Origin of the sequence: Novosphingobium endophyticum, from assembly GCF_014640675.1 — a bacterium.
In the GTDB taxonomy this organism is placed as follows: Bacteria; Pseudomonadota; Alphaproteobacteria; order Sphingomonadales; family Sphingomonadaceae; genus Novosphingobium; species Novosphingobium endophyticum.
In genome coordinates, this window is sequence record NZ_BMHK01000002.1 from 265,300 (window position 1) to 288,006 (window position 22,707).

Annotated in this window: 22 protein-coding genes and 1 pseudogene; 16 read left to right on the top strand and 7 right to left on the bottom strand. The window is 66.8% G+C overall.

The features are described from left to right. A complete protein-coding gene (locus IEX32_RS02695) occupies nt 1–417 on the top strand; it encodes a DUF3035 domain-containing protein (protein ID WP_188768097.1) in 417 nt (138 codons plus the stop codon). 90 nt (nt 418–507) lie between these two features. Here the strand turns inward: IEX32_RS02695 and IEX32_RS02700 are convergent, their stop codons facing one another. Continuing rightward, nucleotides 508–1,842, bottom strand: coding sequence for a hemolysin family protein (locus tag IEX32_RS02700; protein WP_188768099.1), 1,335 nt, complete (start codon nt 1,840–1,842; stop codon nt 508–510). Between the two features lie 196 nt (nt 1,843–2,038). Between IEX32_RS02700 and IEX32_RS02705 the strand changes: the two genes are divergently transcribed. The 6 genes from IEX32_RS02705 to IEX32_RS02730 all read left to right on the top strand — a co-directional run bounded on the left by IEX32_RS02705 (nt 2,039) and on the right by IEX32_RS02730 (nt 7,436). Next, nucleotides 2,039–2,713 carry a YiaD family glycine zipper/OmpA-like lipoprotein gene (locus IEX32_RS02705; RefSeq protein WP_188768101.1) on the top strand — a complete coding sequence of 225 codons (675 nt, stop codon included), beginning with the start codon at nt 2,039–2,041 and terminating at the stop codon, nt 2,711–2,713. 222 nt (nt 2,714–2,935) lie between these two features. Further along, nucleotides 2,936–4,183, top strand: a complete 1,248-nt coding sequence (locus tag IEX32_RS02710) for a murein hydrolase activator EnvC family protein (protein ID WP_188768103.1) — start codon at nt 2,936–2,938, stop codon at nt 4,181–4,183. Nucleotides 4,184–4,306: 123 nt separating this feature from the next. Beyond that, nucleotides 4,307–5,665: a S41 family peptidase gene (locus IEX32_RS02715; RefSeq protein WP_188768105.1), complete on the top strand. Its 1,359-nt coding sequence runs from the start codon at nt 4,307–4,309 to the stop codon at nt 5,663–5,665. 24 nt (nt 5,666–5,689) lie between these two features. After that, the gene (locus tag IEX32_RS02720) at nt 5,690–6,181 is read left to right on the top strand and encodes a disulfide bond formation protein B (protein ID WP_188768107.1); all 492 of its coding nucleotides are present in this window, start codon (nt 5,690–5,692) and stop codon (nt 6,179–6,181) included. Between the two features lie 4 nt (nt 6,182–6,185). After that, the gene (locus IEX32_RS02725) at nt 6,186–6,722 is read left to right on the top strand and encodes a demethoxyubiquinone hydroxylase family protein (RefSeq protein ID WP_188768109.1); all 537 of its coding nucleotides are present in this window, start codon (nt 6,186–6,188) and stop codon (nt 6,720–6,722) included. Between the two features lie 117 nt (nt 6,723–6,839). Further along, the gene (locus IEX32_RS02730; protein ID WP_188768111.1) at nt 6,840–7,436 is read left to right on the top strand and encodes a hypothetical protein; all 597 of its coding nucleotides are present in this window, start codon (nt 6,840–6,842) and stop codon (nt 7,434–7,436) included. 116 nt (nt 7,437–7,552) lie between these two features. Here the strand turns inward: IEX32_RS02730 and fabI are convergent, their stop codons facing one another. The 3 genes from fabI to IEX32_RS02745 are packed head-to-tail and all read right to left on the bottom strand — an operon-like array spanning nt 7,553 to nt 10,341. After that, on the bottom strand, nt 7,553–8,356 hold the full coding sequence (gene fabI / locus IEX32_RS02735; protein WP_188768113.1) for an enoyl-ACP reductase FabI: 804 nt from the start codon (nt 8,354–8,356) through the stop codon (nt 7,553–7,555). Continuing rightward, entirely contained in the window at nt 8,353–9,369 is a 1,017-nt protein-coding gene (locus tag IEX32_RS02740; RefSeq protein WP_188768114.1) for a YihY/virulence factor BrkB family protein, read from the bottom strand. The genes fabI and IEX32_RS02740 overlap by 4 nt, the downstream gene beginning before the upstream one ends. A gap of 24 nt (nt 9,370–9,393) precedes the next feature. Continuing rightward, nucleotides 9,394–10,341 (bottom strand): DnaJ C-terminal domain-containing protein, encoded by a 948-nt coding sequence (locus IEX32_RS02745; RefSeq protein ID WP_188768122.1) that lies wholly within the window; start codon nt 10,339–10,341, stop codon nt 9,394–9,396. Nucleotides 10,342–10,538: 197 nt separating this feature from the next. On the opposite strand from IEX32_RS02745, the gene pdxH reads away from it, so the two are divergent. After that, on the top strand, nt 10,539–11,165 hold the full coding sequence (gene pdxH / locus IEX32_RS02750; RefSeq protein ID WP_188768125.1) for a pyridoxamine 5'-phosphate oxidase: 627 nt from the start codon (nt 10,539–10,541) through the stop codon (nt 11,163–11,165). 10 nt (nt 11,166–11,175) lie between these two features. Further along, the gene (locus tag IEX32_RS02755; RefSeq protein ID WP_229735824.1) at nt 11,176–12,123 is read left to right on the top strand and encodes a cation diffusion facilitator family transporter; all 948 of its coding nucleotides are present in this window, start codon (nt 11,176–11,178) and stop codon (nt 12,121–12,123) included. A 17-nt stretch (nt 12,124–12,140) separates the two neighbouring features. Here the strand turns inward: IEX32_RS02755 and IEX32_RS02760 are convergent, their stop codons facing one another. After that, nucleotides 12,141–13,283, bottom strand: coding sequence for a serine hydrolase domain-containing protein (locus IEX32_RS02760; RefSeq protein WP_188768129.1), 1,143 nt, complete (start codon nt 13,281–13,283; stop codon nt 12,141–12,143). Between the two features lie 32 nt (nt 13,284–13,315). On the opposite strand from IEX32_RS02760, the gene IEX32_RS02765 reads away from it, so the two are divergent. Continuing rightward, complete coding sequence (locus tag IEX32_RS02765; RefSeq protein WP_188768130.1) at nt 13,316–13,687, top strand: hypothetical protein; 372 nt, start codon at nt 13,316–13,318, stop codon at nt 13,685–13,687. 24 nt (nt 13,688–13,711) lie between these two features. Here the strand turns inward: IEX32_RS02765 and mnmA are convergent, their stop codons facing one another. After that, nucleotides 13,712–14,890, bottom strand: a complete 1,179-nt coding sequence (gene mnmA, locus IEX32_RS02770) for a tRNA 2-thiouridine(34) synthase MnmA (RefSeq protein ID WP_188768214.1) — start codon at nt 14,888–14,890, stop codon at nt 13,712–13,714. A 107-nt stretch (nt 14,891–14,997) separates the two neighbouring features. On the opposite strand from mnmA, the gene IEX32_RS02775 reads away from it, so the two are divergent. The 6 genes from IEX32_RS02775 (at nt 14,998) to IEX32_RS02800 (ending at nt 22,407) form a co-directional block, all read left to right on the top strand. Next, the gene (locus IEX32_RS02775) at nt 14,998–15,324 is read left to right on the top strand and encodes a hypothetical protein (protein WP_188768131.1); all 327 of its coding nucleotides are present in this window, start codon (nt 14,998–15,000) and stop codon (nt 15,322–15,324) included. Nucleotides 15,325–15,326: 2 nt separating this feature from the next. Then, nucleotides 15,327–15,626, top strand: a complete 300-nt coding sequence (gene sciP, locus IEX32_RS02780) for a CtrA inhibitor SciP (RefSeq protein ID WP_188768132.1) — start codon at nt 15,327–15,329, stop codon at nt 15,624–15,626. A 306-nt stretch (nt 15,627–15,932) separates the two neighbouring features. Beyond that, nucleotides 15,933–17,129, top strand: a complete 1,197-nt coding sequence (locus tag IEX32_RS02785; protein WP_188768133.1) for an efflux RND transporter periplasmic adaptor subunit — start codon at nt 15,933–15,935, stop codon at nt 17,127–17,129. 15 nt (nt 17,130–17,144) lie between these two features. Then, on the top strand, nt 17,145–20,585 hold the full coding sequence (locus IEX32_RS02790) for an efflux RND transporter permease subunit (protein WP_188768134.1): 3,441 nt from the start codon (nt 17,145–17,147) through the stop codon (nt 20,583–20,585). A 68-nt stretch (nt 20,586–20,653) separates the two neighbouring features. Further along, complete coding sequence (locus tag IEX32_RS02795) at nt 20,654–21,874, top strand: DUF445 domain-containing protein (RefSeq protein ID WP_188768135.1); 1,221 nt, start codon at nt 20,654–20,656, stop codon at nt 21,872–21,874. Beyond that, a complete protein-coding gene (locus tag IEX32_RS02800; RefSeq protein ID WP_188768136.1) occupies nt 21,871–22,407 on the top strand; it encodes a GNAT family N-acetyltransferase in 537 nt (178 codons plus the stop codon). The genes IEX32_RS02795 and IEX32_RS02800 overlap by 4 nt, the downstream gene beginning before the upstream one ends. 152 nt (nt 22,408–22,559) lie before the next feature. Here IEX32_RS02800 and IEX32_RS02805 read toward each other — a convergent pair. Beyond that, nucleotides 22,560–22,707, bottom strand: a pseudogene (locus tag IEX32_RS02805) (electron transfer flavoprotein subunit alpha/FixB family protein); the annotation flags it as partial.

The window sequence follows — 22,707 nt, forward strand, 5'->3', positions numbered from 1 at the left end:
ATGCCCAAGATGAAAGCTGGAGCCCTTTTCCTCATGACGGCAGGCGCCGTGCTCCTGTCCGGCTGCGGCAGCACCGGCCTGTTCGACCGCAGCCGTCCCGACGAATTCGCGGTGCAGCGCCAGTCGCCGCTGGTCGTGCCGCCCGATTTCACGCTGAGCCCGCCAAAGCAGGGCGAGCCGCGCCCGACCGACGGCGCCCTGCAGCAGCAGACGCTGGACGCCCTGTTCGGCGGCCCGCAGGCCCGCAGCGATATCGAGAAGACGACGCTGGGCATGGCCGGCACGCCCGATCCGGCGATCCGCTCGACCGTCGGCGATCCCTCGACCTACACCGTGGCCAAGGGCCAGGTCACCCGCTCGATCCTCGCCGCGCCCGAAGGTGACGGGCAATACGCGCAGACCTCGATCGGGGGGTAGGCGTCGAGCCAGCGAAAATCGAAAAGGCCGGGCGAGAGTCCGGCCTTTTTCGTTGGCTCCCCTCCTTATGAAGCGGAGGGGAAGATCGCGTCACCCGTCCTCCGAAACGCCATCGTCCACTGCCGTGTCATCCTCGCGCTCGACCAGCAGCTTGTCGATCCTGAGGCCGTCCATGTCGACCACTTCGATGCGCCAGCCCTGATCGGAGAAGAATTCCCCTTCGCGCGGAACTTTCTTGAGCACGGCAAGGACATAGCCGGCGGCAGTGGCGAACTCGCGGTCATCGGGCAGCGTCATGTCGAGGCGATTGGCGAGAGCGTCGGCCGGCATCGCGCCCGACACCAGCAGCGAGCCGTCGGCACGCTCGACGACCAGCGGCTCGTCGCCCTCGTCCTGATGGCTGACGAAAGTGCCCGCCAGCGCCGCCAGCACGTCCGAAGGCGTGACGATGCCTTCGAGATGGCCGTACTCGTCGTGGACCACGGCCATAGAGACTTCGGCCTGCTGCAGCTTGCGCAGCGCATCCATGGCGTCGAGCTGGTCGGGAATGACCTCGGCCTTCTTCATCATCGCGCGGATGTCGATTGCGCGGCCGTCGACGAGCGCGGCAAGCACTTCCTTGACCTTGAGGATGCCGAGCACCTGATCGGAGGCGTCCTCTTCCGCCACGGGCAGCAGCGAATGCGGCGATTCGGCGATCCGGGCGCGCAGTTCGGCCACGCTCGCATCGACCGAGATCCAGTCGAGCTGGTTGCGCGGGGTCATCAGCTCGCGCACCGGGCGGTCGGCAAGGCGCATGACGCCCGCCATCATCGCCCGTTCGTCCTCGTCGATCGCGCCCGAACGGGTGGCTTCGGCGAAGATCATCTGCAGCTCCTCCGCGGTGAGCTGCTCCTGGCCGCCGCCGCGTATCGACATCAGCCGCAGGAGCAAGCCCGATGACTTGTCGAGCAGCCAGACGAACGGCGCCATCAGCCGGGCCATCAGCAGCATCGGCCGCGCCATGAGGAGTGCGATCGGCTCCGCCGCCCTGAGCGCGAGCTGCTTGGGCACGAGTTCGCCGACGACGAGGCTGGCATAAGTCGTCGCGATGATTACCAGCGCGAAGCCGGTCGTGCCCGCATACTGCGCGGGGATGCCGAGCAGGGCCAGCCTTTCGCCGACCGGTCCCCCCAGGCTCGCGCCCGAATAGGCGCCGGCGACGATGCCGATCAGGGTGATGCCGATCTGCACGGTCGAAAGAAACTTGCCGGGGTCGGCCGCCAGTTCAAGCGCGGTCCGCGCGGCCCCGCTGCCCTTGTCCGCCGAGACCCTCAGCCGCGCCGTGCGCGCGGACACGATGGCCAGTTCGGACATGGAGAAAAGGCCGTTGAGCAGGATCAGGCCGGCGATGATGAGAAGGTCGGTCCAGGGAAAGGGGGTCACAGTAAACCCGCGCTAGCAGAGATTGCGGCAATAGCGAAGCGCCGCGTCATCGGACAGCCCGCGCGCGAGGTCCGCCGCCCCCCGTGGAACAGCAGCGAACGGCGTGCGTTGTAACGCAAATCATCCATTCGTCGTTCATATTCACTGGCACACACCCCATCTCGTGCAAGGTTTTCAATAAGAAAGGGCCAAGACCATGAAACGATCGCGCCTCTTCACATCGGCTGCCGCCGCTCTCTCGCTCATCGCGGTCTCCGGCTGCGTGACCGATCCGAACACCGGCGAGCGCAAGGTTTCTCGCACGGCCATTGGCGGCATCGGCGGTGCCGGACTGGGTTATCTGCTGGGCGGCGTGATTGGCGGCAAGACCGCCCGCATCGTCGGCGCAGGCATCGGCGGCGTCGCCGGCGGCGTTGTCGGCTACCAGATGGACAAGCAGATCAAGGAGCTGAAGGAACAGACCGCCGGATCGGGCATCGACGTCACCCAGGAAGGCGACGGCATCCTCGTCAACCTGCCCGACGTGACGTTCGCCGTCGATTCCACCGCGATCAGCCCCTCGTTCCAGGCCAATCTGGACAAGGTGGCGCAGAGCATGATCCAGTATCCCAACAGCCTAATCGACGTTTACGGGCACACCGATTCCACCGGTTCGGAGGCCTACAACATGGATCTGTCGAAGCGCCGCGCGGACTCGGTCGCCCGCTACCTGATCTCGCGCGGGGTTTCCTCCGCGCGCATCCAGACGCAGGGCATGGGCGAGAACTATCCGGTCGCCGACAACACGACGGCGGAAGGGCGCGCGCTCAACCGCCGCGTCGAGATCAAGATCACGCCGGTGACCGCAGAGGACGCCGCCGCCGCGCGCTAGAGTGATTTCGAAGCAGGTGGAACCGCCTGCTGACTCGGAAATCGCTGTAAAACAAATACATGGAGTGCCGGCTTTGATGCAATCAAAGTCGGAAACACTCCAGGAATCCCGCTCACGGGACGAAGAAGGGGCCGGTATCGAGTGCGCCGGTCCCTTCTTCTTTCGGGTGACGGCCGGCCGCCGACATTCCCTTTTCCCCGCGCCCGCACTAGTTAAGGCGCCGTGAAGCCCAATTCGCGCACGATCCTGATCCTTTCCGCCGGCTGCCTCGCGCTGGGCGCAATCGCGCTCGCGGGCGAGGGCATGACGCAGGCGGGCGCGCTTGCGGTGCTCGATCCCGCTGTCGACGCCACCAGGGCGCAAGAGGACATGCTGGCCGCCCGGCGCGAAAGCGAAGCGGCGCGGCAACGCGCGGAGAAGCTGGAAAAGCAGGCGCGCAACGTCACCCGGCAGGCCGAGAAGACCGCGCACGAGGCCGCCGCCGTGGCGGCGCGCATCCAGCAGACCGAAGCCCTGATCGCGGCGCAGACCGCCAAGGTGCAGCTCATCGCCTCGCAGCGCGCGGAGCTGCGGGCGCTGCTCGCCGAACGGCAGGCCCCTCTCGCGCGGCTGACCGGATCGCTGCAGCGGCTGACGCGCCGCCCGCCGCTGCTGGCGCTGCTGCGCCCCGGCTCGGTGCGCGACGCGGTGTACATGCGCGCGCTGCTCGACAGGATGCTGCCCGAGGTCGAACGGCGCACGGCCTCGCTGCGCGGCGAGATAGAGCGCGGCCGGACGCTGGAGCGTCATGCCCAGGCGGCGGCCGAGGACCTGCGGCAGGCGCAGGCCCAGATGCGCGAGCGGCGCGCGAAACTCGCGACGATCGAATCGGCCCAGCGCCTCGCCAGCCGCAAGGCCTCGGGCATCGCCGCGCGCGAGAGCACGCGCGCGCTGGCATTCGCCGAAAAGGCACGCGATCTCGGCGATCTCGTCGAGGAAATCGATCGCCAGGGCGCGTTGCGGCGGGAACTTGCCGCCCTGCCCGGCCCGATCATGCGCCCGCCGAAACCCGAAGAGGCGCGCGTGATCGCCGCTTCGCAGTTCGTGCCCCCGCCGGAAGGCCTGCCCACTTATATCCTGCCGGTCACCGGACGCATCGTGACCGGGTTCGGCGAGGAAGCGCCCGGCCTCGCCCCCTCGCGCGGCATCACGCTCGCGACTCGGGCCAATGCCCAGGCCGTGGCCCCGGCGCCGGGCCGCGTCGCCTATGCGGCACCCTATCGCGGCTACGGCAGCATCGTCATCATCGAGCACGAGGGCGGATGGACTTCGCTGGTCACCGGCCTTGCCCGGCTCGACGTCGAGGTCGGCGAAAGCGTCGTCGCGGGTTCGCCGCTCGGGATAACCGGACCGGGCCAGCCGCAGGTGATCGTCGAGCTGCGCCGCGAAGGCACGCCGGTCAATCCCGTGCAATTCGTCAGATCGCTATGACGCGCCGAATCCCGGCGAAGTGCGCGGGCGCTGGCCTTTGCCGCAAAGCCCCGGTAGAATACGGGGACGTACCCAAGGTCCGCCCGGAGCCGGCGTGACGAAGACGAGAGGCAGACAAGCCCGATGAAGATCGCATCCTTCCTGCGCGCCAGCCTGCTGGTTTCCGCCGTCGCGGTGCTGCCGGTGGCGACGAGCGGGCTCGCCGCGGTGGACAGCCGCGTCAATCCGGAATTCGGCAAGCTCTTCACCATCTATGAGCTGGTGAAGGAGAACTACGTCGACAAGGTCGACGACGACAAGCTGATCAAGGGCGCCATCGACGGCATGCTCTCCAGCCTCGATCCGCATTCGAACTATCTCGACGGCGCCTCGCTGCAGCGGCTCGAGACGATGATCGACGGCAATTATTCGGGCCTTGGCCTTTCGGTTGTGGAAGAGGACGGCGCGGTCAAGGTTATCTCGCCGTTCAAGGGCAGCCCGGCGGAAAAGGCCGGCCTGAAGGCGGGCGATTACATCACCCACCTCGACGGCGTGCTCTACTACGAACGCGACCTCGACGAAGCGGTCGCCAAGATGCGGGGACCGGCGGGAACCTCGATCAAGCTCACCATCTTTCGCCCCGGCCGCAACGAACCGTTCGATGTCACCGTGACGCGCGGCGTGATCGAGCTGGAACCGGTCACCTGGGAGCTCGAGGACGACGTGGGCGTCATTTCGGTCAACGAGTTCTCGCGCGATGTCGGCAAAGACGTGGACACCGCCATCGTGGACTTGCGCAAGCAGGCCGCAACCAAAGGCAAGAAGCTGACCGGTCTCGTGCTCGACCTCCGCTCAAACCCGGGCGGATCGCTCGACGAGGCGGTGGCGCTTTCGGACCTGTTCCTCGCCAAGGGCACGATCGTTTCACAGCGCGGCCGCCTTGCCAACGAGAACCAGATCTACCGGGCCGAGACCATGTACATGGGCGACATCGTCAAGGGCATGCCGGTGATCGTCCTCGTCGACGCCGGTTCGGCCTCCGCCTCCGAGATCGTCGCCGGGGCGCTGCAGGACCAGCGCCGCGCGGTGGTGATGGGCGAGCGCACGTTCGGCAAGGGATCGGTGCAGTCGTTCATCCAGCTCGACAAGAACAGCGCCGTGAAGCTGACGACCGCGCGTTACTACACGCCCGCTGGCCATTCGGTGCAGGAAGGCGGAATCACGCCCGATATCAGGGTGCCGCAGCTTTCCGACCCGGATGCGCGCGCGCGCGCCGCGCGGGCGGTGCGCGAATCCGACCTGCGCGGCCATCTCATCAACGAGGCTTCGCTGGACGACAAGGATCTGGAAACCGACAAGATGGAAGACCCGCGCTTCAAGGTGTCCGCCGAGGAGCTGAAGAAGCAGGGTATCGAGGACTTCCAGCTGCACTACGCGGTATCGACGCTCCAGCGCACCGCCGGAAAGCCCGCGCTGGCCACCGCGCAAGCCGGAAAGAACTGACGTTCGCCCGAGGATCGCCGAACGATGCCCGTTTCCGTCGCTTCCCCGCTGCGCGCCGCCCGCGTCCTCGCGCTGGCATTGCCCGCCCTGCTTCTCGGCGGCGCCTATGTCAGCGAGTACGGCTTCGGGCTCTATCCCTGCGAGATGTGCTGGTGGCAGCGCTATCCGCACATGATCGCGATCCCCTTCGCGCTGCTCGCCTTCTTCTGGCGGCCGGTGGCGCCGCTGGTGGCGGTGGCCGCGCTGGCGATCCTGACCTCGGGCCTGATCGGCGGCTTTCACGCCGGCGTCGAATACGGCTGGTGGAAAGGCGTGACCGAATGCACCGCCAGCGTCTTCGACGGCGGGGGCGATCCGCTCGCGGCGATCATGCAGGCACCGGTGATCCGCTGCGACGTGGCGCCATGGACCCTCTGGGGTATTTCGCTGGCGGGCTGGAACTTCCTCGTCTCGACCGGCGGGGCGCTGGTGATATTCGCGCTCATCGCCCGCAGCGGCAGCGGCAGGAGCAAGTGAACCGATGACTTCCGAACACCCCATGACGTCCAAGCGCAACGCCCGCATGCTGCGCGTCGATCAGGCCGGCGAATTCGGCGCCACGCGGATCTACGCCGGCCAGCTGGCGGTCATGGGCACGCGCGGCCCGCATACGACCGAGATCGCCGGCATGGCCGCCCAGGAAGAGGATCACCGCGCCCGCTTCGACGCGATGATGGCGAAGCGCGGTGTGCGGCCCACGCTGCTGCAGCCGGTATGGTCGGCCGCGGGCTATGCCCTGGGGGCGGCGACGGCGCTGCTCGGGCCGGAAGCTGCGATGGCCTGCACCGCCGCGATCGAGACCGAGATCGACCGGCACTATACCGAGCAGCTCGAGGCGCTGGAGGACGACGAGGACGCCGAACTGCGCGAGACGATCCGTGAATTCCGCGATGACGAGCGCGAACATCGCGATGCGGCGCTGGCCGCCGGAGCGGAGCGGGCACCCGCCTATCCGCTGCTGTCGGGCGCGATCCGGCTGGGCTGCCGCGTGGCGATCAGGCTTTCGGAACGGATTTGACCGCCGGCCAGTTATTGATCGGTGTCACGGCATTCGCCGGCGCTTAACCTATCGTTCAAGCCCGAGCGGGCCTATATCCCGCTTGGTACCCGAAGATTTTCGCATGGAGCATATCCGATGGCCCGCCTCCTCACTGCCGCCGCTGCCGTTGCAGCACTGTCCACGGGCCTGACTCTGGCCGCCATGCCGGCCACCGCGCAGGACGAGGACGGAGAGCGCGTCAATCAGGTGATCGTCTATGGCGACGACCCCTGCCCCGCATCGACCGGCAACGAAATCACCGTCTGCGCGCGCAAGCCCGAAGGCGAGCGTTACCGCATCCCCGCGCCATTGCGCGGTATCGATTCGCCCAAGTCCGAAGCCTGGACCAACCGCGTCGAGGCCTACGAAACCGTCGGCGCATTCGGTACCCTGAGCTGTTCGCCGGTCGGCCCGGGCGGCTCGCTGGGCTGCACGCAGCAGCTGATCGACCGCGCCTATGCCGAGAAGGAAAACGCCACCGACGTGCGTTTCAGCGAGCTGATCGCCGCCGAACGCCAGAGGCGACTTTCCAAGATCGACGAGGAGGCCGCCGAACAGCAGGCCCGCGTCGAAGCGGCGGAAAAGGCCTATTTCGAACAGCAGCAGCGCCAGCAGGCCGAGCAGGCCGCCGTGGAGGACGAAAGCGGCGAGGCGACGGTGTCAACACCGGTGGAAGAGCCAGCAGCGCAATAGAAGGGAACAGCTCCCCGCCGGCGCCCGGCCCTGCTTCCGCCGGGTCCGGAATGAGCCGGGCATGAAAAAGGGCCGGATTTTCTCCGGCCCTTTTTCCTGTCGCGATAATGGTTGCCTCAGCTCAGCGCGATGTCCGGCGCGTCTTCCTGCTTCATGCCGATGACGTGATAGCCGGCGTCGACGTGATGCGTCTCTCCCGTCACGCCCGAGGACAGGTCCGAAAGGAAGTAGAGGCCCGAACCGCCCACGTCCTCGATGGTGACGTTGCGGCGCATCGGGGCGTTCAGTTCATTCCACTTCAGGATGTAGCGGAAATCGCCGATGCCGCTGGCGGCGAGCGTCTTGATCGGGCCGGCCGAGATCGCATTGACGCGGATGTTCCGCGGGCCGAGGTCGTTCGCGAGGTACTTCACCGAGGTTTCCAACGCCGCTTTGGCTACACCCATCACGTTGTAGTGCGGCACGACCTTCTCCGCCCCGTAGTAGGTCAGCGTCAGGATCGAGCCGCCGTCCGGCATCATCGCGGCCGCGCGATTCGTTACCGCGACGAGGCTGTAGGCGGAGATGTTCATCGTCATCAGGAAGTTTTCGAGGCTGGTATCGACGTATTGGCCGCGCAGTTCGTTCTTGTCCGAATATCCGATGGCGTGGACCACGAAATCGATCGTTTCCCATCGGCTCTTCAGCGTTTCGAAGGCGGCATCGAGCGCATCCATGTCGGACACGTCGCAATCAAAAAGAAAATCGCTGCCCAGGCTTTCGGCCAGCGGCTTCACCCGCTTCGCAAGGGATTCGCCCTGATAGGAAAAGGCCAGTTCGGCGCCGTGTTCCCGCAGCTTCCTGGCAATGCCCCAGGCCAGCGACTTGTCATTGGCAAGGCCCATGATCAGGCCGCGTTTACCCTGCATCAGACCGGTCATTCGCATTCACCCCGTACTTCGTTGTCGTCTGGCTCCGAGGACGCCGCGGCTTGCTCGCGGATGTTTCGCTCCTCGGGCGATTCCGCCAGCGCCGCGTTGAGTTCGGCACCGACGACCATCCCTAGGCCCACAAGCCAGAAAAAGAAAAGCGCGATCATCACTCCGGCCAGGCTTCCATACGTAAGGTCGTAGACGAAAAAGGTCCTCAGGATCTGCGGCAGGGCCCACAGCACGAGCAGCCACCAGCCGGTCACCAGCGCCGCGCCCGGCCATTTGGGGTAGATCCGGCGTTGGTAGGCCTCGGGCGTGAGCAGGTAGAACAGCGTGTAGATCGAGCCGAACAGCGTGACCGTGATGATCGCGCGCGAGACGATGATCTGGTCGATCATCGAATCGAGGCTCGGGAACAGCGCCAGCAACACTTGCTGGATCGCGCCGATCAGCACCTGGAGCGACAGCGAGATCAGCAGCAGCAGCACCGAACCGAAGATGAGGCCGGTCGAGAACAGCCGGTAATGCCAGAAGCCGCGATGCTTGCGGATTCCATAGGCGCGGTGGAGAATGTCGCGGATCGTTTCGATCAGGCTGGTCGCGCTCCACAGGCCGAAGAGGCCGCCGACCCATAGCAGCCAGCCGTGGCGGGCGGCCACGACGTCGCGCGCGACCGGCCCGATCACTTCGGCGACCCGAGGGGGCATCGCGACCAGCAGCGCATCGATCGAGGCATCGAGCCGCGCCTGCTCGCCCAGCGCCGAGAAGATCGCCGCGAGCGCGATGAAGAACGGGAACAGCGCCAGCAATGTCATGTAGGCAAGGTTGCCGGCATGGATGAAACCGTCGTTCCATGCCCCTGTCAGCACCCGGCGCATCACCGCGAAGAAGCGCGAGCCTGGCCCGGCGTTGCGCTGGATACGCTGCCGCAGCCGCTCCCCCCGCCTGAGTGCATCGCGGCGCCTCGCCTCGGGCGAGAGATCGGCCGGGTCGGCCTGCTCTATCGGCGGTTCCAGTTGCACCACGCCGTCATAGGGCGCGCACGCTCAAACCCCAAGCCTGCCGCGCACGTCGCGGGTATCGCGCCAACCCTCGAGGCGCCTGGCAAGCTCCTGGTCCTCTTCGGGCAGGACGATCTCCAGCGTAATGAGCTGATCGCCGCGCGATCCGTCCTTGCGCGAGAAACCCTTCCCCTTGAGGCGCAGCACCTTGCCCGAGCTGGACCCCGGCGGGATCGAGAGCATGACCGCGCCCGATGCGGTGGGCGCCTTGACCTTGGCGCCGGCCAGCGCCTCGTCGAGCGTGATCGGCAGGCCGAGCCGGAGGTCGTCGCCATCGCGGCGGAAGAAGGGATGGGGCTGGATCTGGATCGTCACCGTGGCGTCGCCGGGACCGCCGGGACCGGGTTCGCCCTTGCCCGCGAGGCGCATCTGCGTGCCGTCGTCGACGCCGGCGGGCAGCTTGAGGTCGATCGTCTTGCCGTCCGCCAGCGTGATGCGCTGCTCCTTGCGTTCGGCCGCATCGGTCAGCGGGACGGCAAGGCGATAGGTGACATTGGCCCCGCGCGGCGCGGCGCGATTGCGCCCGCCTCCAAAGCCGCCGCCGGGGCCGCCACGCTGCCCGGCCCCGCCGAAGATGCCGCCGAACAGATCCTCGAGGTCGATCCCGTCGTTGCCGCCGAAACCTCCCCCAAACCCGCGCTGACCGCCCGAACCGCCGAAGCCTCCGCCGGGACCGCCATATCCGCCGCCGAAGCCCGCCATCGTCGGGTTGCCGTCGGCGTCGATCTCACCCCGATCGAACTGCGCGCGCTTGTTCTTGTCCGACAGCAGGTCGTAAGCCGCGGTCACCTGGCTGAATCGTTCCCCCGCCTTGGGATTGTCGCGGTTGGCGTCTGGGTGGAACTCCTTGGCGAGCTTGCGATAGGCGGACTTGATTTCCTTCTCGCTCGCGCCGCGCGATACGCCGAGGGTGGAATAAGGGTCTACTGCCATGATCCCGTTTAGCTAGGTGTCCTTGCGAGTTACGGCAAGCGCTCTGTGCAATTGCGCACCTTACGGCTTTCCTATCGCGGGGCCGAAAGCTATTTCGGGTCATATGCCCTTATTCGCGCTTCCGAATTGCCCACGATCAAGGCGCTTGCCATGTGATCGGACGAATGGGAGTGGATCGAATCCCACAGGAAAACACCATGGACGCTGATGAAGCCCGCGAGGTTATCCCGCACGGCGACCCCTTCACCCTGTTCCAGGCCTGGTACGACGAGGCGCGGGAAACTGAGCCCGGCGATTCCAACGCCATGGCGCTCGCCACGGCCACGCCTGGCGGCGTGCCGTCGGTGCGCATGGTCCTGCTCAAGGGGCATGGCCCGGCAGGCTTCGTCTTCTACACCAACGGCCGCAGCCGCAAGGGCCGCGAGATCGCGGAGAACCCCAATGTAGCGCTACTGTTCCACTGGAAAAGCCTGCGCCGCCAGATCCGCGTCGAAGGCGCCGTGCAGCCGGTGAGCGGCGTGGAAGCCGACGCCTATTTCCGCTCGCGCGCCCGCGATTCCCAACTCGGCGCGGTGGCCTCGGACCAGTCGGCGCCGCTGGACCGCCGCGAGACCTTCCTCCACCGATATGAGGCCGCACGCGACGCATTCGCGGGGCTCGACGTCGCGCGCCCGGCCCATTGGGGCGGCTACCGCGTCGTACCCAAAGTCATCGAATTCTGGCATGATCGCCCCCATCGCCTGCACGAACGCCGCCGCTTCGATCGCGACGTGGCCGCCGACGGCACCGCGGGCGAATGGACCAGCACCCTGCTCTACCCGTGAGGTTCGAGGCTTGAGCGCACACCCCGTCCAGCACGCGGCCGATCTCAACCGCAGCGCCGCCATCGCCAGCATTTCGGCCGCGCTATTCCTGCTCGCGCTGAAAGGCTGGGCCGCATGGTCGACCGGATCGACGGCGATGCTCGGCAGCCTGGCCGATACCACGCTCGATCTGATCGCCAGCCTCGCCACCCTGCTGGGCGTATGGATCGCGGCGCAGCCGGCGGACGACAAGCACCGCTTCGGGCACGGCAAGGCCGAGGCGATCGCGGCGCTGTTCCAGATCGTGCTGATCTCGATCTCGGCGCTCGTCATCGCCAGCCGCGCGGTCGAGCAGTTCCTGTCAGGCGCGCGCGTCGAGGCGGCGGCCGGCGGCATCGGCGTGTCGTTCGCCGCCATCCTCGTGACTTTCGCGCTGATCGCCTGGCAGCGCCATGTCCTGCGCAAGACCGGCAGTCTGGCGATCCATACCGACAGCGTCCATTACCAGTCGGACCTGCTGCTCAACCTCGCCGTGATCGCCGCGCTCGCGCTCGACCAGTACGCGGGGCTGCGCGGCGCCGATCCGCTGTTCGGCTTCGGTATCGCGCTCTGGCTCGGCTGGAACGCCTGGAAAGCGTCGAAGGCGGTGCTCGACCAGCTCATGGACCACGAATGGCCGGTCGAGAAAAAGCAGCGCGTGCTCGAACTGATCGCGCTCAATCCGGACATCAGCGGCGTCCATGACCTGCGCACGCGCACCTCGGGCAACAAGGATTTCGTCCAGTTCCACGTCTGGGTCGATGCCCAGATGACCGTGCGCCAGGCACACCGGGTGATGGACGAGCTCGAGGCGCGCATTCACGCCGAGTTCCCGGAAGTGGAAGTCCTCATCCACACCGATCCCGACGGTCTCGTCGACGAGGTCGGCGACGCGGGCAAGGATGTCCTGCCGCCGATCCGCATCAACGGAACCGACTAAGCCGATTACAGCCTACGTCAGTTCGACGGAAACAGGGTCAGCAGCGCGCCCAGTTCGCGATGCAGCGCCTGCTCCTGCGCGGCATCGCTCGCGCCGAGACGAACCACTGTCAGCAGTTGCCGCGGCGAACCGATCGCGTACTGGCCGCGCTCGCCCAGGCAGGCAAAAACATCCGCGTTGGCCGTTCCGGGGAACAGGCGCCCCCCCTCGTCGGCGCCCGCGCGGTTGAGCCACACGCCCGCGCCATATCCGGGATTGCGGGGGCTGGGCGTGAGCATGAACTGAATCCAGCGGCGCGGGAGGACCTGCGCGCCCTTGACCGAGCCGGTATGGCGCAGGAATTCGCCGATGCTGGCCCAGTCGCGCGCCGATGCATCGACCATCGCCGCCCCGATCATGGTCCCGGCACGGTCGAACTCGAGCCGCATCGTCGCGAGGCCGAGCGGGTCGAGCACACGGTTGCCCAGATATTCCTGCACCGCGCGGCGGCGGCTGGCCGGATCCCCGTTCTCCGCAAGAACCCGCGCGGCGAGGTCGGAGAGGATCACCGCGCTTGCCGAGGAGTTCTCGAAGATCTGCCCCGCCGGTGCTTCGAGCGGCTGCGCCTCGGCATAGGCGGCCATGTCGTCGCGACCGTCGAGGAACAGCATGCGGATGCGGTCCGACTGCTGTTCCGGGCCGCCCTCCACGATGCCGTCCGACTCCGCGTGGCGCAGGCCCGAACGCATCTGCAGGAGCTGCCTGACCGTGACGACGCCGCGCGGATCGCCCGGCCGCTGCCAGGCGGGCACCGGCGCCGATTCGTCCAGCCGCAGCCGTCCGTCGCTGACGAGCTGGCCGATCATCAGCGATGTCACGCACTGACCCATCGACCAGCCGGGAAGCGGGGTCTTCGCCGTGATTCCTTCGCCATAGCGTTCGACGATGACCGTCCCGCGCTTCAACACCACGAGCGCGTCGGTCCTGCCCACGTGCTCGCCGTCAAAGAGGCGATCGAGGGCACGGCCGAGCGCATCGCGGGGAGCGCCGCCATCATCCTTTATCGCCGCCTGCGCCTCCACGCTCGGCGGGGGCGGCACGGCCGGTCCACTGTCGCTACAGGCCCAGAGGGTTGGCAGCACGAGCAAGGCGAGGATATGGGGGAGGCGGCGCACCGGCATGACGCCCGGTGTGATGTGCGAGGCGCGAAGGGATGGCAACCGCCAAGATGAACTGGACTGGTGACAGGCAGCCCTCGCGCTGGAAACGCAATGCGGTTCTGCTCGTGCTGCTGGCGGCCGGCGCGGCGCTGGCCTTTTCCTGGGGCGGCCTGCGCGAGGAGGCGCGGATCAGCACCGCCTATGGCGCGCGCGTGGCCTGCACATGCCGCTTCGTCTCGAACCGGTCGCTGGAAAGCTGCGAAGGCGACATCGTCGCGGCGAGCCTGGGCCGCACGGCGCGCCTGATGCGCCTGTCCGAGAACAGCGACACGAAGACGGTCCGCGCAAGCGTCCCGCTGCTCGCCGGCGAGAGCGCGACCTACGCCGAAAGCAGCGGCTGCCAGCTCGAACCCTGGGATGACTGACCGGGCCGGCGAAGCGGCCGCTCGTCACGATTCGCCGGGGCCGCCGATCTCCATCGCCGGCTCGGTGCTGTCGATCCAGCCGCCGCCGACCACGCGCTCGCCGCAGTAGATCACCGCCGCCTGCCCCGGCGCGACGCCGTATTCGGGCTCGGCGAAGCGGATCGTGGTTGCCGCGCCTTCGCCCAGCGGGCCTTCGAGGGTCACCGCGACGGGCTTCGCCAGCGAGCGGACCTTGGCCGTCAGCGGCGCGCCGGGAAGCGGGCCGATCCGGTTGGTTTCGACGAGCCGCGCGGCGGCGACGCCGAGCATACGGCGCGGGCCGACGAGAACGCGCCGCGTTTCGGCATCGAGGCGCACCACGTAGAGCGGCTCGCTCTGGCCGCCGATCTCGAGCCCCCGGCGCTGGCCGACGGTATAGTGGATGATCCCGCGATGCGGCCCGAGCACTTCTCCGCTTCCGGCATGCACGATCTCTCCCGGCGCCTCGCCCTCGGGCCGGACCTGGCGGACCACGCGGGCATAGTCGCCGTCGGGCACGAAGCAGATGTCCTGGCTGTCCGGCTTGGCGGCAACGCGCAGGCCTGCTGCTTCGGCCAGCCGCCGCGTCTCGGTCTTGGGCAGGCCGCCGAGCGGGAAGCGCAGGAAATCGAGCTGCGCCTCGGTCGTGCCGTAGAGGAAATAGCTCTGGTCGCGCGCGGGATCGGCGGCGCGGTGCAGTTCGGCTCCCGCCGGTCCCTCCGCGCGCTGGACGTAGTGCCCGGTCGCCAGGCAATCGGCGCCGAGTTCGCGGGCCATGGCCAGCAGGTCGGTGAACTTCGGCCCCATGTTGCAGCGAATGCAGGGAATCGGCGTGCGGCCGGAAAGATAATCGTCCGCGAAACGCTCGACCACTTCCTCGCGAAAGCTGCTCTCATGGTCGAAGACATAGTGGGCGATGCCGAGCCGATCGGCGACGGCGCGCGCATCGCGAATGTCGTCGCCCGCGCAGCAGGCGCCCTTGCGGCCGCTCGCGGCGCCATAGTCATAGAGCTGCAGGGTCACGCCGATCGTCTCGGCCCCGCTCGCGGCGGCCAGCGCGGCGACAACCGAGCTGTCGACGCCGCCCGACATCGCGACGACGATCCGACGCCCGGACAGCGGCCCCGACAGCTGGAACAGCGCGCCGGCATCGAGCCCGGCCGGCAGTCCGGAGATCTGGGGCATGATGGTCATGCCCGGCCCCATACAGCCCCGCGCGCGGTTTTCCTACCTCCCTGTGAGGCCTCTTTACCGTCCTTTCACCTTGTCGGGCCTAAGGTGCGGGCATGAACATGGCTGTCGATCGTGAAACCTGCCGAGCAGGACATGCGCCGGGCCGCGCGGGCGAGCAGTTCGCGGGCTTTCCGGCAGCACCCGACTGGAGGGACCTGCGCTCCCGCCTTTTCGCGGTGTACGAAGTGCGCACCGCGCTGGCCGGTGACGGGGCGCCGGCGCGACTGCGGACTCGCGGCAGCTTCGCCGACGACACCGCGGCGTTGCTCAATACTTACGAAATATCCTCAAGGCCCGTTAACCTAGAAGTTTCAAGCAATGGCAAGTCTGACGGGGGCAAGGTCACTCCAGTCACCGGCAAGCCAGACGCCGGCGAACGAGGGTAACGATGATCGAGAACCAGAAGATTCGCCCTGCCCAGGTAATCGGGCCACTCGGTGAGCCGCTGACGCTTGAGTCGCTGCCGCCGCCGAGCACGACACGTTGGGTCGTGCGTCGCAAGGCAGAGGTCGTTGCGGCCGTCAATGGCGGCCTGCTGACGATCGACGAAGTCTGCGAACGCTATCAGCTCACGTTGGAAGAATTCGCGTCGTGGCAGCGCGCCGTGGATCGTTCGGGCATGCAGGGGCTGCGTGTTACTCGAATTCAACACTACCGCGATCTCTACGAGCGGCAGCAGAAATACTGAATATCCGTCCGGTTGCGTCGGACCTCACAGTTATCGAACGGCGGCAAACCACGATTTGCCGCCGTTTTTGATGCCAGACACCGCGATTTCCGGTTACAATCCCGGATATTTAGGCGCATCAACATTCGTCGAGCCAGATCACACGGTGAACCGACTGCAAGTTGCCAGCCGGTTACCACGAGTATATGGCGGCTCGCAGGAAATTCTGCCGCACGAGCGGCCCGGACTGTCGTTTTCCGGGCTTGAAGCGGCAAATCGCGCCACATCGGCCAGAAACGGGCGGTGCGGGGCTGTTGCGGTGAACCGATGAACTACGACACCAAAATTGAACCTGTTGCCAACGAGGGTGTTGCCGAAATCGAAAGTCCGCTTCCCGGCGACGCGGAGCAGGACCGCGCCCGGCTACGCCGCGTCCTGGTCTGGGGCGCGATCGCGCTCGTCCTGCTTCTCGGCATCTGGTTCCTCACCCACGGGAAAGGCGGCAACGAATTTGCCGACGACAGCGTCCAGACGCCGGCGGTGACAGTCATCGTGCCCGGCAAGTCCACGATACAGGGCGAGATCAACGCCACCGGCACACTGGCGGCGCGGCGCGAGATGCCGGTTGGCTCGGTCGGCGAAGGCGGCGAGGTCCGTTCGGTGCTGGTCGAACCCGGCGACTGGGTCGAACGGGGGCAGGTCCTGGCGCTGGTCGACCGCTCGGTACAAAGTCAGCAGATCGCCAGCCAGGCCGCGCAAGTTGACGTCGCCCGCGCCGATGCGCAGCTTGCGCAGTCCAACCTCGACCGGGCGCTGCAGCTTGTCGATCGCGGTTTTATCTCGAAGGCCGACGTCGATCGGCTGACGGCCGAACGCAACGCCGCGAACGCGCGGGTGCGGGTGGCGCAGGCCACGCTCGCCCAGCTCAAGGCCCAGACCGCGCGACTCAACATCGTCGCCCCGGAAGCGGGCCTCGTGCTCGAACGCAATGTCGAACCCGGCCAGGTGGTCGGCGGCGGCAGCGGCGTGCTGTTCCGCCTGGCCAAGGGCGGCGAAATGGAGCTGCTTGCCGACCTCAGCGAAGACGATCTGGCGAAGCTGCATGTCGGCGTGACGGCGCAAGTGAGGCCTGTTGGCGCGGAAAAGACCTTTACCGGTCAGGTCTGGCAGATTTCTCCGGTCATCGATCCGGAGAACCGCCAGGGCACCGCGCGCATCGCGCTTGATTATGCCAGGGAACTGCGGCCCGGCGGTTTTGCCAAGGCGACGATCGCCAGTGGCGCGGTGGTGGCGCCGATGCTTCCGGAATCGGCGATCCAGAACGACGAGAGGGGCGCCTTCGTCTATGTCGTCGGCGGCGACAACGTGGCGCATCGCAGGAACGTGACCACCGGCACGGTGACGGCGGACGGCATCACCATAAAGACCGGCCTGAACGGGACGGAGAAGATCGTGGTGCGCGCCGGCGGGTTCCTCAACGACGGGGACAAGGTCCAGCCTCAACTCGTCGCCCAAGCGAACTGACGGGGGCGCGGACAAATGAGCCTGCGCAACATCTCGGCCTGGTCGATCCGCAATCCGATCATTCCGATCGTCTTCTTCATCGGCGTGATGATCGCCGGCATGGTCTCGTTCGCGCGCATGGACGTGAACAACATGCCGGACGTCGAATTTCCCGGCGTGATAGTGAGGGTGTCGCAACCCGGCGCGGCCCCCACCGAAATCGAAACCCAGATCACGCAGAAGATCGAAGGCGCGGGCCGCTCCATCAGCGGCGTGGAGGAAATCCAGTCCACGGCATCCGAGGGCAGTTCCGTGACCTTCGTGCGTTTCGCCATCGGCACCGACGCCGATGTCGCGACGAACCAGGTCAAGAACGCCGTCGACCAGATCCGTTCCGACCTTCCCGACGGAATCCTCGAACCGCAGGTCACCAAGGTCGAGGCCGGCGGCGACGGAGCACTCGCCTATTTCGCGGTGAGCGCGGAAGACATGACGATGGAGCAGCTCAGCTGGTTCATCGACGACACCATTTCCAAGCGCCTGCTGTCGATCGAGGGTCTTGCCTCGGTCAGCCGCAACGGCGGCGTCGACCGCGAAATCCGCGTCGTCATCGACCCTTACCGCATGGCCTCGCTGGGGGTGACCGCCCGCGACATCAACAACGTGCTGCGCCAGGTGAACGTCGATGCCGCCGGCGGCCAGACCGAGATCGCGGGCTCGCGCCAATCGGTCCGCGTGCTCGGCAATGCCGATACCGCCTTCGACCTGTCCCAGACCCGGATCAACCTGGGCGGAGGCCGCTCGGTCAAGCTGTCGGACATCGCCACCGTCTATGACGGCTATTCCGAGCAGTCTCGCATCGCGAAGCTTCACGACCGCGAGGTCGTGACCTTCGGCTTCGACCGCGCGCTGGGCGCCTCGGAAGTGACCGTCTACGACGAGGCGATCAAGGCGCTGGGAGAGATCAAGAAGGACAATCCCAACGTCCACATCACCGAGCTGTTCTCGATGGTGGACTACACCAAGGAGCAGTACACCAGCTCGATGGAAACGCTGGTCGAGGGCGCCGTTCTTGCCATCGTCGTCGTCTATCTGTTCCTGCGTGACTGGCGCGCGACTTTCATCGCGGCAATCGCGATCCCGCTTTCGGCCATTCCCACCTTCTGGTTCATGGACATGCTGGGCTTCACGCTCAACTTCCTCTCGCTGCTGGCGCTCAGCCTGGTGGCGGGCGTGCTGGTGGACGACGCCATCGTCGAGATAGAGAACATCGTGCGCCACATGCGCATGGGCAAGACCGCCTACCAGGCTTCCATCGACGCCGCCGACGAGATCGGCCTGGCCGTCGTGGCGACGACCTTCTCGATCGTCGCGGTATTCCTGCCAGTCGGCCTGATGCCCGGGATTCCCGGTCAGTTCTTCAAGGCCTTCGGCCTTACCGTGGTTGCCGCCGTGCTGATGAGCCTTGCCGTCGCGCGCCTGATCACGCCGATGGTCGCGGCCTATTTCCTCAAGGCGCACGGCCACGCCGCGCATGGCGAAGGCAAGGCCATGGACATTTACATGAAGGTCCTGGCCTGGACGCTGGACAGCTCCGAATCGCTGCGTCGCAAGGCGCTTCTGAAGCCGGTTGCGGCCCGGTTCTGGTACTACCCCGTGGGCATCCTGCTCCTGACCGCGATCCTCGCCATCGGCTGCGGAGCCGCGTACGGCGTCTACTATGTGCTGCACCCGGTGCTGACGCTGGCGGGCCTGGACCGGGGCGCTCTGGTAATCGCCGCCATCATCGCCCCCATCGGCGTGCCCGTCGCCGGCTGGCTCATCGGCAAGCTGTTCCGCTTCCTGGCCGCGTTCTTCGGCCATTTCGGCCGCTGGTATCGGTATTTCTCGGATCGCATTCTCGCGCGCATGCACGACCACCGCTTCTTTGCCTTCAGCGGCGGCGTCTACGCCCTGGTCGTCACCTTCGCACTGCTGGCCGGCGCGGAGCAGCAGTTCCAGCCCAACGAGAACAATGACACCAGCCAGGTCAACATCGAGATGGTTCCGGGCACGACCATCGAACAGACCGCTGCCGTCGCCGGCCGCGTGACCGATCTCATCGAACAACAGCCCGAAGTCCGGCACGTGCTCGAAGCCTCTCGCGAGGCCAATGCGACACTCTACGTCTCGCTGAAGCCGGCGAGCGAACGCGACACGACCAGCGTCGAATTCGAACGGCGGATGACGCCGCAGCTCCAGACGATCGCCGACGCCCGCGTCTCCTTCGCCAGCCAGGCGGGAGGCTTCGGCACCGGCCGCGACATCTCGATCATGCTTTCCGGCAGCGATCCCGACCTGCTCAATGCGACAGCCCAGAAGCTCGTCGAACAGATGCGCGGCATCAACGGCGTGGTCGCTCCTCGCATCGCCGCCGACCTGAAGCGGCCCGAACTGGTCATCGTTCCCCGCCTCGATCTCGCCGCGCAACTGGGCGTCACCACCACCGCGCTGAGCCAGACCATCCGCATCGCCACGCTCGGCGAAATTGACCAGAATGCGGCGAAGTTCTCGCTGACGGACCGGCAGATCCCGATTCGGGTCATCATGCCGCGGGCGTCGCGCCGCGACCTCGCGACCATCGAAAACCTGCCGGTGCCGACCGCCAGCGGCGGTTCGGTGCCGCTCAGCCGCGTGGCCGAAATCCGCTTCGGCGCCGGGCCGACGCAGATCCAGCGCTACAACCAGTCCCGCCGCGTGTTCGTGGGTGCAGACCTTGGCGCGGGCCAGGTGAAGGGGCCGGTCATGCAGCAGATCCAGGCCCTGCCGATCATGCAGGACCTGCCATCGGGCGTGTCGAACGCGCCGGTGGGCGAGGATCAGTGGCAGGCCGAGATGATCAACAGCTTCGTCATCGCGGTCATCAGCGGTATCTTCCTGGTCTTCGCGGTGCTGGTGCTGCTCTACAAGCGTTTCGTCTCGCCGCTGGTGAACATGGCCTCGCTGCTGCTGGCGCCGCTGGGCGGGATGATCGCGCTCACCGTCGCCGGCCAGCCGGTCTCGATGCCCGTCTACATCGGCATCCTCATGCTGCTGGGCATCGTCGCCAAGAACTCGATCCTGCTCATCGACTTTGCCCTCGAGGAGATGGCGAGCGGCGTCGACAAGCTCCACGCGATCATGGATGCCGGCCACAAGCGCGCGCAGCCGATCGTCATGACCACCGTGGCGATGACCGCCGGCATGGTGCCCACCACGATCTCGCTTTCGGGCGATTCCGCGTTCCGCGCGCCCATGGGCATAACCGTGATCGGGGGGCTTCTGCTTTCGACATTGCTGACGCTCATCATCGTCCCGGCGGCCTTCAGTCTTGCCGACGGCTTCGAGAAGCGCGTCGGCCCGAAGCTGCGCAAGTCGTTGCTGACCTTCGAGCCGCACCACGCTCATGAGACCGGCGCGCCGGGCAAGGGCGATGGAAATGCGGTTCCGGCCGAATAGGTGAGAGAGAACAATTGCCGCCAGCAGGGCGCAGCACGCTAGCGATTCCGCAGGACCGGGCCCGGCGCATGCGCCTGATCGCGACCGGGCTGCTGCTGCTCATGGCGGTATCGTTCGTTGCGCTGAAGCAACTGGCGCAAGTCCGGCCCGAATGGGACCCGGCGCTCGGGTATGCCATCGCCTTCACCGAAGCCGCGATGGTCGGCGGACTGGCCGACTGGTTCGCGGTGACCGCGCTGTTCCGCCGTCCGCTGGGCCTGCCGATCCCGCACACCGCGATCATACCGGTCAACAAGGACCGCATCGCCGATTCGATGGCGACGTTTCTGCGTGACAACTTCCTGACGCCGCAAGTCGTCGCCCGGCGCCTGCACGGCTTCAATCTGGCGGCCAGCGCGGGCGCCTTCCTTGCCGATCCGCGTCGCGACGAGCAGTCGCGACTGCGCGCGGGCACCGCGGGCCTGCTGGCGGACGTGCTCGAATCGCTCGATCCCGATCAGATGGGCGGCATGGTCAAGGCCGGCCTGCGCCGCCAGCTTGCGCGGATCGACCTCGCGCCCTTGCTCGGCCAGATGCTCGCCAATGCCATTGCCGACCAGCGCCATCTGCCGGTGCTGGAAAGCGTGCTGCGCAAGATCGGCGAGACGATCGAGGCGAACGAGCCGATGATCCGCGAGATGATCCACCAGCGCGCCAACGCGATCCTGCGCTTGACCGGCCTCGACGAGAAGCTGGCGAATGGCGTGCTCGACGGCGCCTATCGCCTTCTGGCCGAAGTGATCGTCCATCCCGGCCACCCGCTGCGCGGCAAGATCGACGATGCGCTGGCAAAGCTGTCGGAGGATCTGCGTCACGATCCGGCGATGCGCCTCAAGGTCGAGCGCGCGAAGCTCGAACTGCTGGAGAACCCGGCGCTGAGCGCGTGGATCGACTCGATGTGGGAACGCGCGCGCGAGTCGCTGCTGCACACCATGCGCAATCCGGACAAGGCGCTGGCGGGAAGCTTCGGCGATTCCATCTCGCAGCTCGGCCGGGCGCTTGGCGAGGACCCGCGCCTGCAGGTGCTCGTCAACCGCTTCGCCCGCCGCACCATGGTCGGCGTCGCGTCCCGCTACGGTTCGGAAATCGTGCGGCTGGTTTCGGAAACGGTGAAACGCTGGGACGCGCGGACCGTCTCCGACCGTATCGAAGGGGCGGTAGGCCGCGACCTCCAGTTCATTCGCGTCAACGGCACGGTGGTCGGGGGCCTTGTGGGCATGGCGATCCACACGGTAGACCGCCTCCTGTGACTGCGCGCGCTTTCCTGAAAACCGACCGCTTCGACTTGTGCAGACCCGCGCCCGGCGATCTCGATGGCCTCGTCCGTCTGCTGGAAGGCGAGGATATGACCCGTTTTCTGGGGCCATCGCGCGCCGATGCCATCTCGCAGTACGAGCGCCTCACGCGCAATGCAGGAAGCTGGGCGCTCTACGGCTACGGAAGCTTCTACGTGCGCCGCCGGGGCGAGAGCGAGATCATCGCCAATTGCGGCGTGTTCCACTCCTGGCGCGGCTTCGGCAAGGGCATGGACGATGTGCCCGAGGCCGGCTGGATCGTGCGGCGGGACTGTTGGGGCCAGGGAGTTGCCGGAGAAGTCATGCGCGCCGTCCTCTCATGGTTCGACGAGACGCACGGCCGGCAGCGGATCGTCTGCATGATCGAGCAGGGCAACACGGCGTCTGAACGGGTAGCGGCGGCGCTGGGGTTCGTCCGGTACGACAGCCACGCGCCGGAAGAGGATCAGGCGGCGGTGCTCGATCTGTATGAGCGCGTGCCGGGCTGATCCGCTTCGCCGGACCGGAAGACGTTCACACTCGACCGTCCAAGCCCGATACCCTCCGGCTCGTGCGTGCGGCGCAACCAGTGGGCGAAAGTAAAGAAAACCCCCGGCCATTTCTGGCCGGGGGTATGTGATTACAATCTCTTAATGGCGGCTCAGAGCTTCCCGGTCAGTTCCGGCACAGCGTTGAAGAGGTCGGCGACGAGGCCGATGTCGGCGACCTGGAAGATGGGGGCGTCCTCATCCTTGTTGATGGCGATGATGGTCTTGGAATCCTTCATGCCGGCAAGGTGCTGGATCGCG

What these genes read in the sequence shown, in the direction of transcription:
- IEX32_RS02695 (WP_188768097.1), top strand. Translation starts at nt 1, where the DNA reads ATGCCCAAGATGAAAGCTGGAGCCCTTTTCCTCATGACGGCAGGCGCC.
- IEX32_RS02705 (WP_188768101.1), top strand. Translation starts at nt 2,039, where the DNA reads ATGAAACGATCGCGCCTCTTCACATCGGCTGCCGCCGCTCTCTCGCTC.
- IEX32_RS02715 (WP_188768105.1), top strand. Translation starts at nt 4,307, where the DNA reads ATGAAGATCGCATCCTTCCTGCGCGCCAGCCTGCTGGTTTCCGCCGTC.
- IEX32_RS02720 (WP_188768107.1), top strand. Translation starts at nt 5,690, where the DNA reads ATGCCCGTTTCCGTCGCTTCCCCGCTGCGCGCCGCCCGCGTCCTCGCG.
- IEX32_RS02725 (WP_188768109.1), top strand. Translation starts at nt 6,186, where the DNA reads ATGACTTCCGAACACCCCATGACGTCCAAGCGCAACGCCCGCATGCTG.
- IEX32_RS02730 (WP_188768111.1), top strand. Translation starts at nt 6,840, where the DNA reads ATGGCCCGCCTCCTCACTGCCGCCGCTGCCGTTGCAGCACTGTCCACG.
- fabI (WP_188768113.1), bottom strand. Translation starts at nt 8,356, where the DNA reads ATGACCGGTCTGATGCAGGGTAAACGCGGCCTGATCATGGGCCTTGCC.
- IEX32_RS02745 (WP_188768122.1), bottom strand. Translation starts at nt 10,341, where the DNA reads ATGGCAGTAGACCCTTATTCCACCCTCGGCGTATCGCGCGGCGCGAGC.
- pdxH (WP_188768125.1), top strand. Translation starts at nt 10,539, where the DNA reads ATGGACGCTGATGAAGCCCGCGAGGTTATCCCGCACGGCGACCCCTTC.
- IEX32_RS02760 (WP_188768129.1), bottom strand. Translation starts at nt 13,283, where the DNA reads ATGCCGGTGCGCCGCCTCCCCCATATCCTCGCCTTGCTCGTGCTGCCA.
- IEX32_RS02765 (WP_188768130.1), top strand. Translation starts at nt 13,316, where the DNA reads ATGGCAACCGCCAAGATGAACTGGACTGGTGACAGGCAGCCCTCGCGC.
- mnmA (WP_188768214.1), bottom strand. Translation starts at nt 14,890, where the DNA reads ATGCCCCAGATCTCCGGACTGCCGGCCGGGCTCGATGCCGGCGCGCTG.
- IEX32_RS02775 (WP_188768131.1), top strand. Translation starts at nt 14,998, where the DNA reads ATGGCTGTCGATCGTGAAACCTGCCGAGCAGGACATGCGCCGGGCCGC.
- sciP (WP_188768132.1), top strand. Translation starts at nt 15,327, where the DNA reads ATGATCGAGAACCAGAAGATTCGCCCTGCCCAGGTAATCGGGCCACTC.
- IEX32_RS02785 (WP_188768133.1), top strand. Translation starts at nt 15,933, where the DNA reads ATGAACTACGACACCAAAATTGAACCTGTTGCCAACGAGGGTGTTGCC.
- IEX32_RS02790 (WP_188768134.1), top strand. Translation starts at nt 17,145, where the DNA reads ATGAGCCTGCGCAACATCTCGGCCTGGTCGATCCGCAATCCGATCATT.
- IEX32_RS02795 (WP_188768135.1), top strand. Translation starts at nt 20,654, where the DNA reads ATGCGCCTGATCGCGACCGGGCTGCTGCTGCTCATGGCGGTATCGTTC.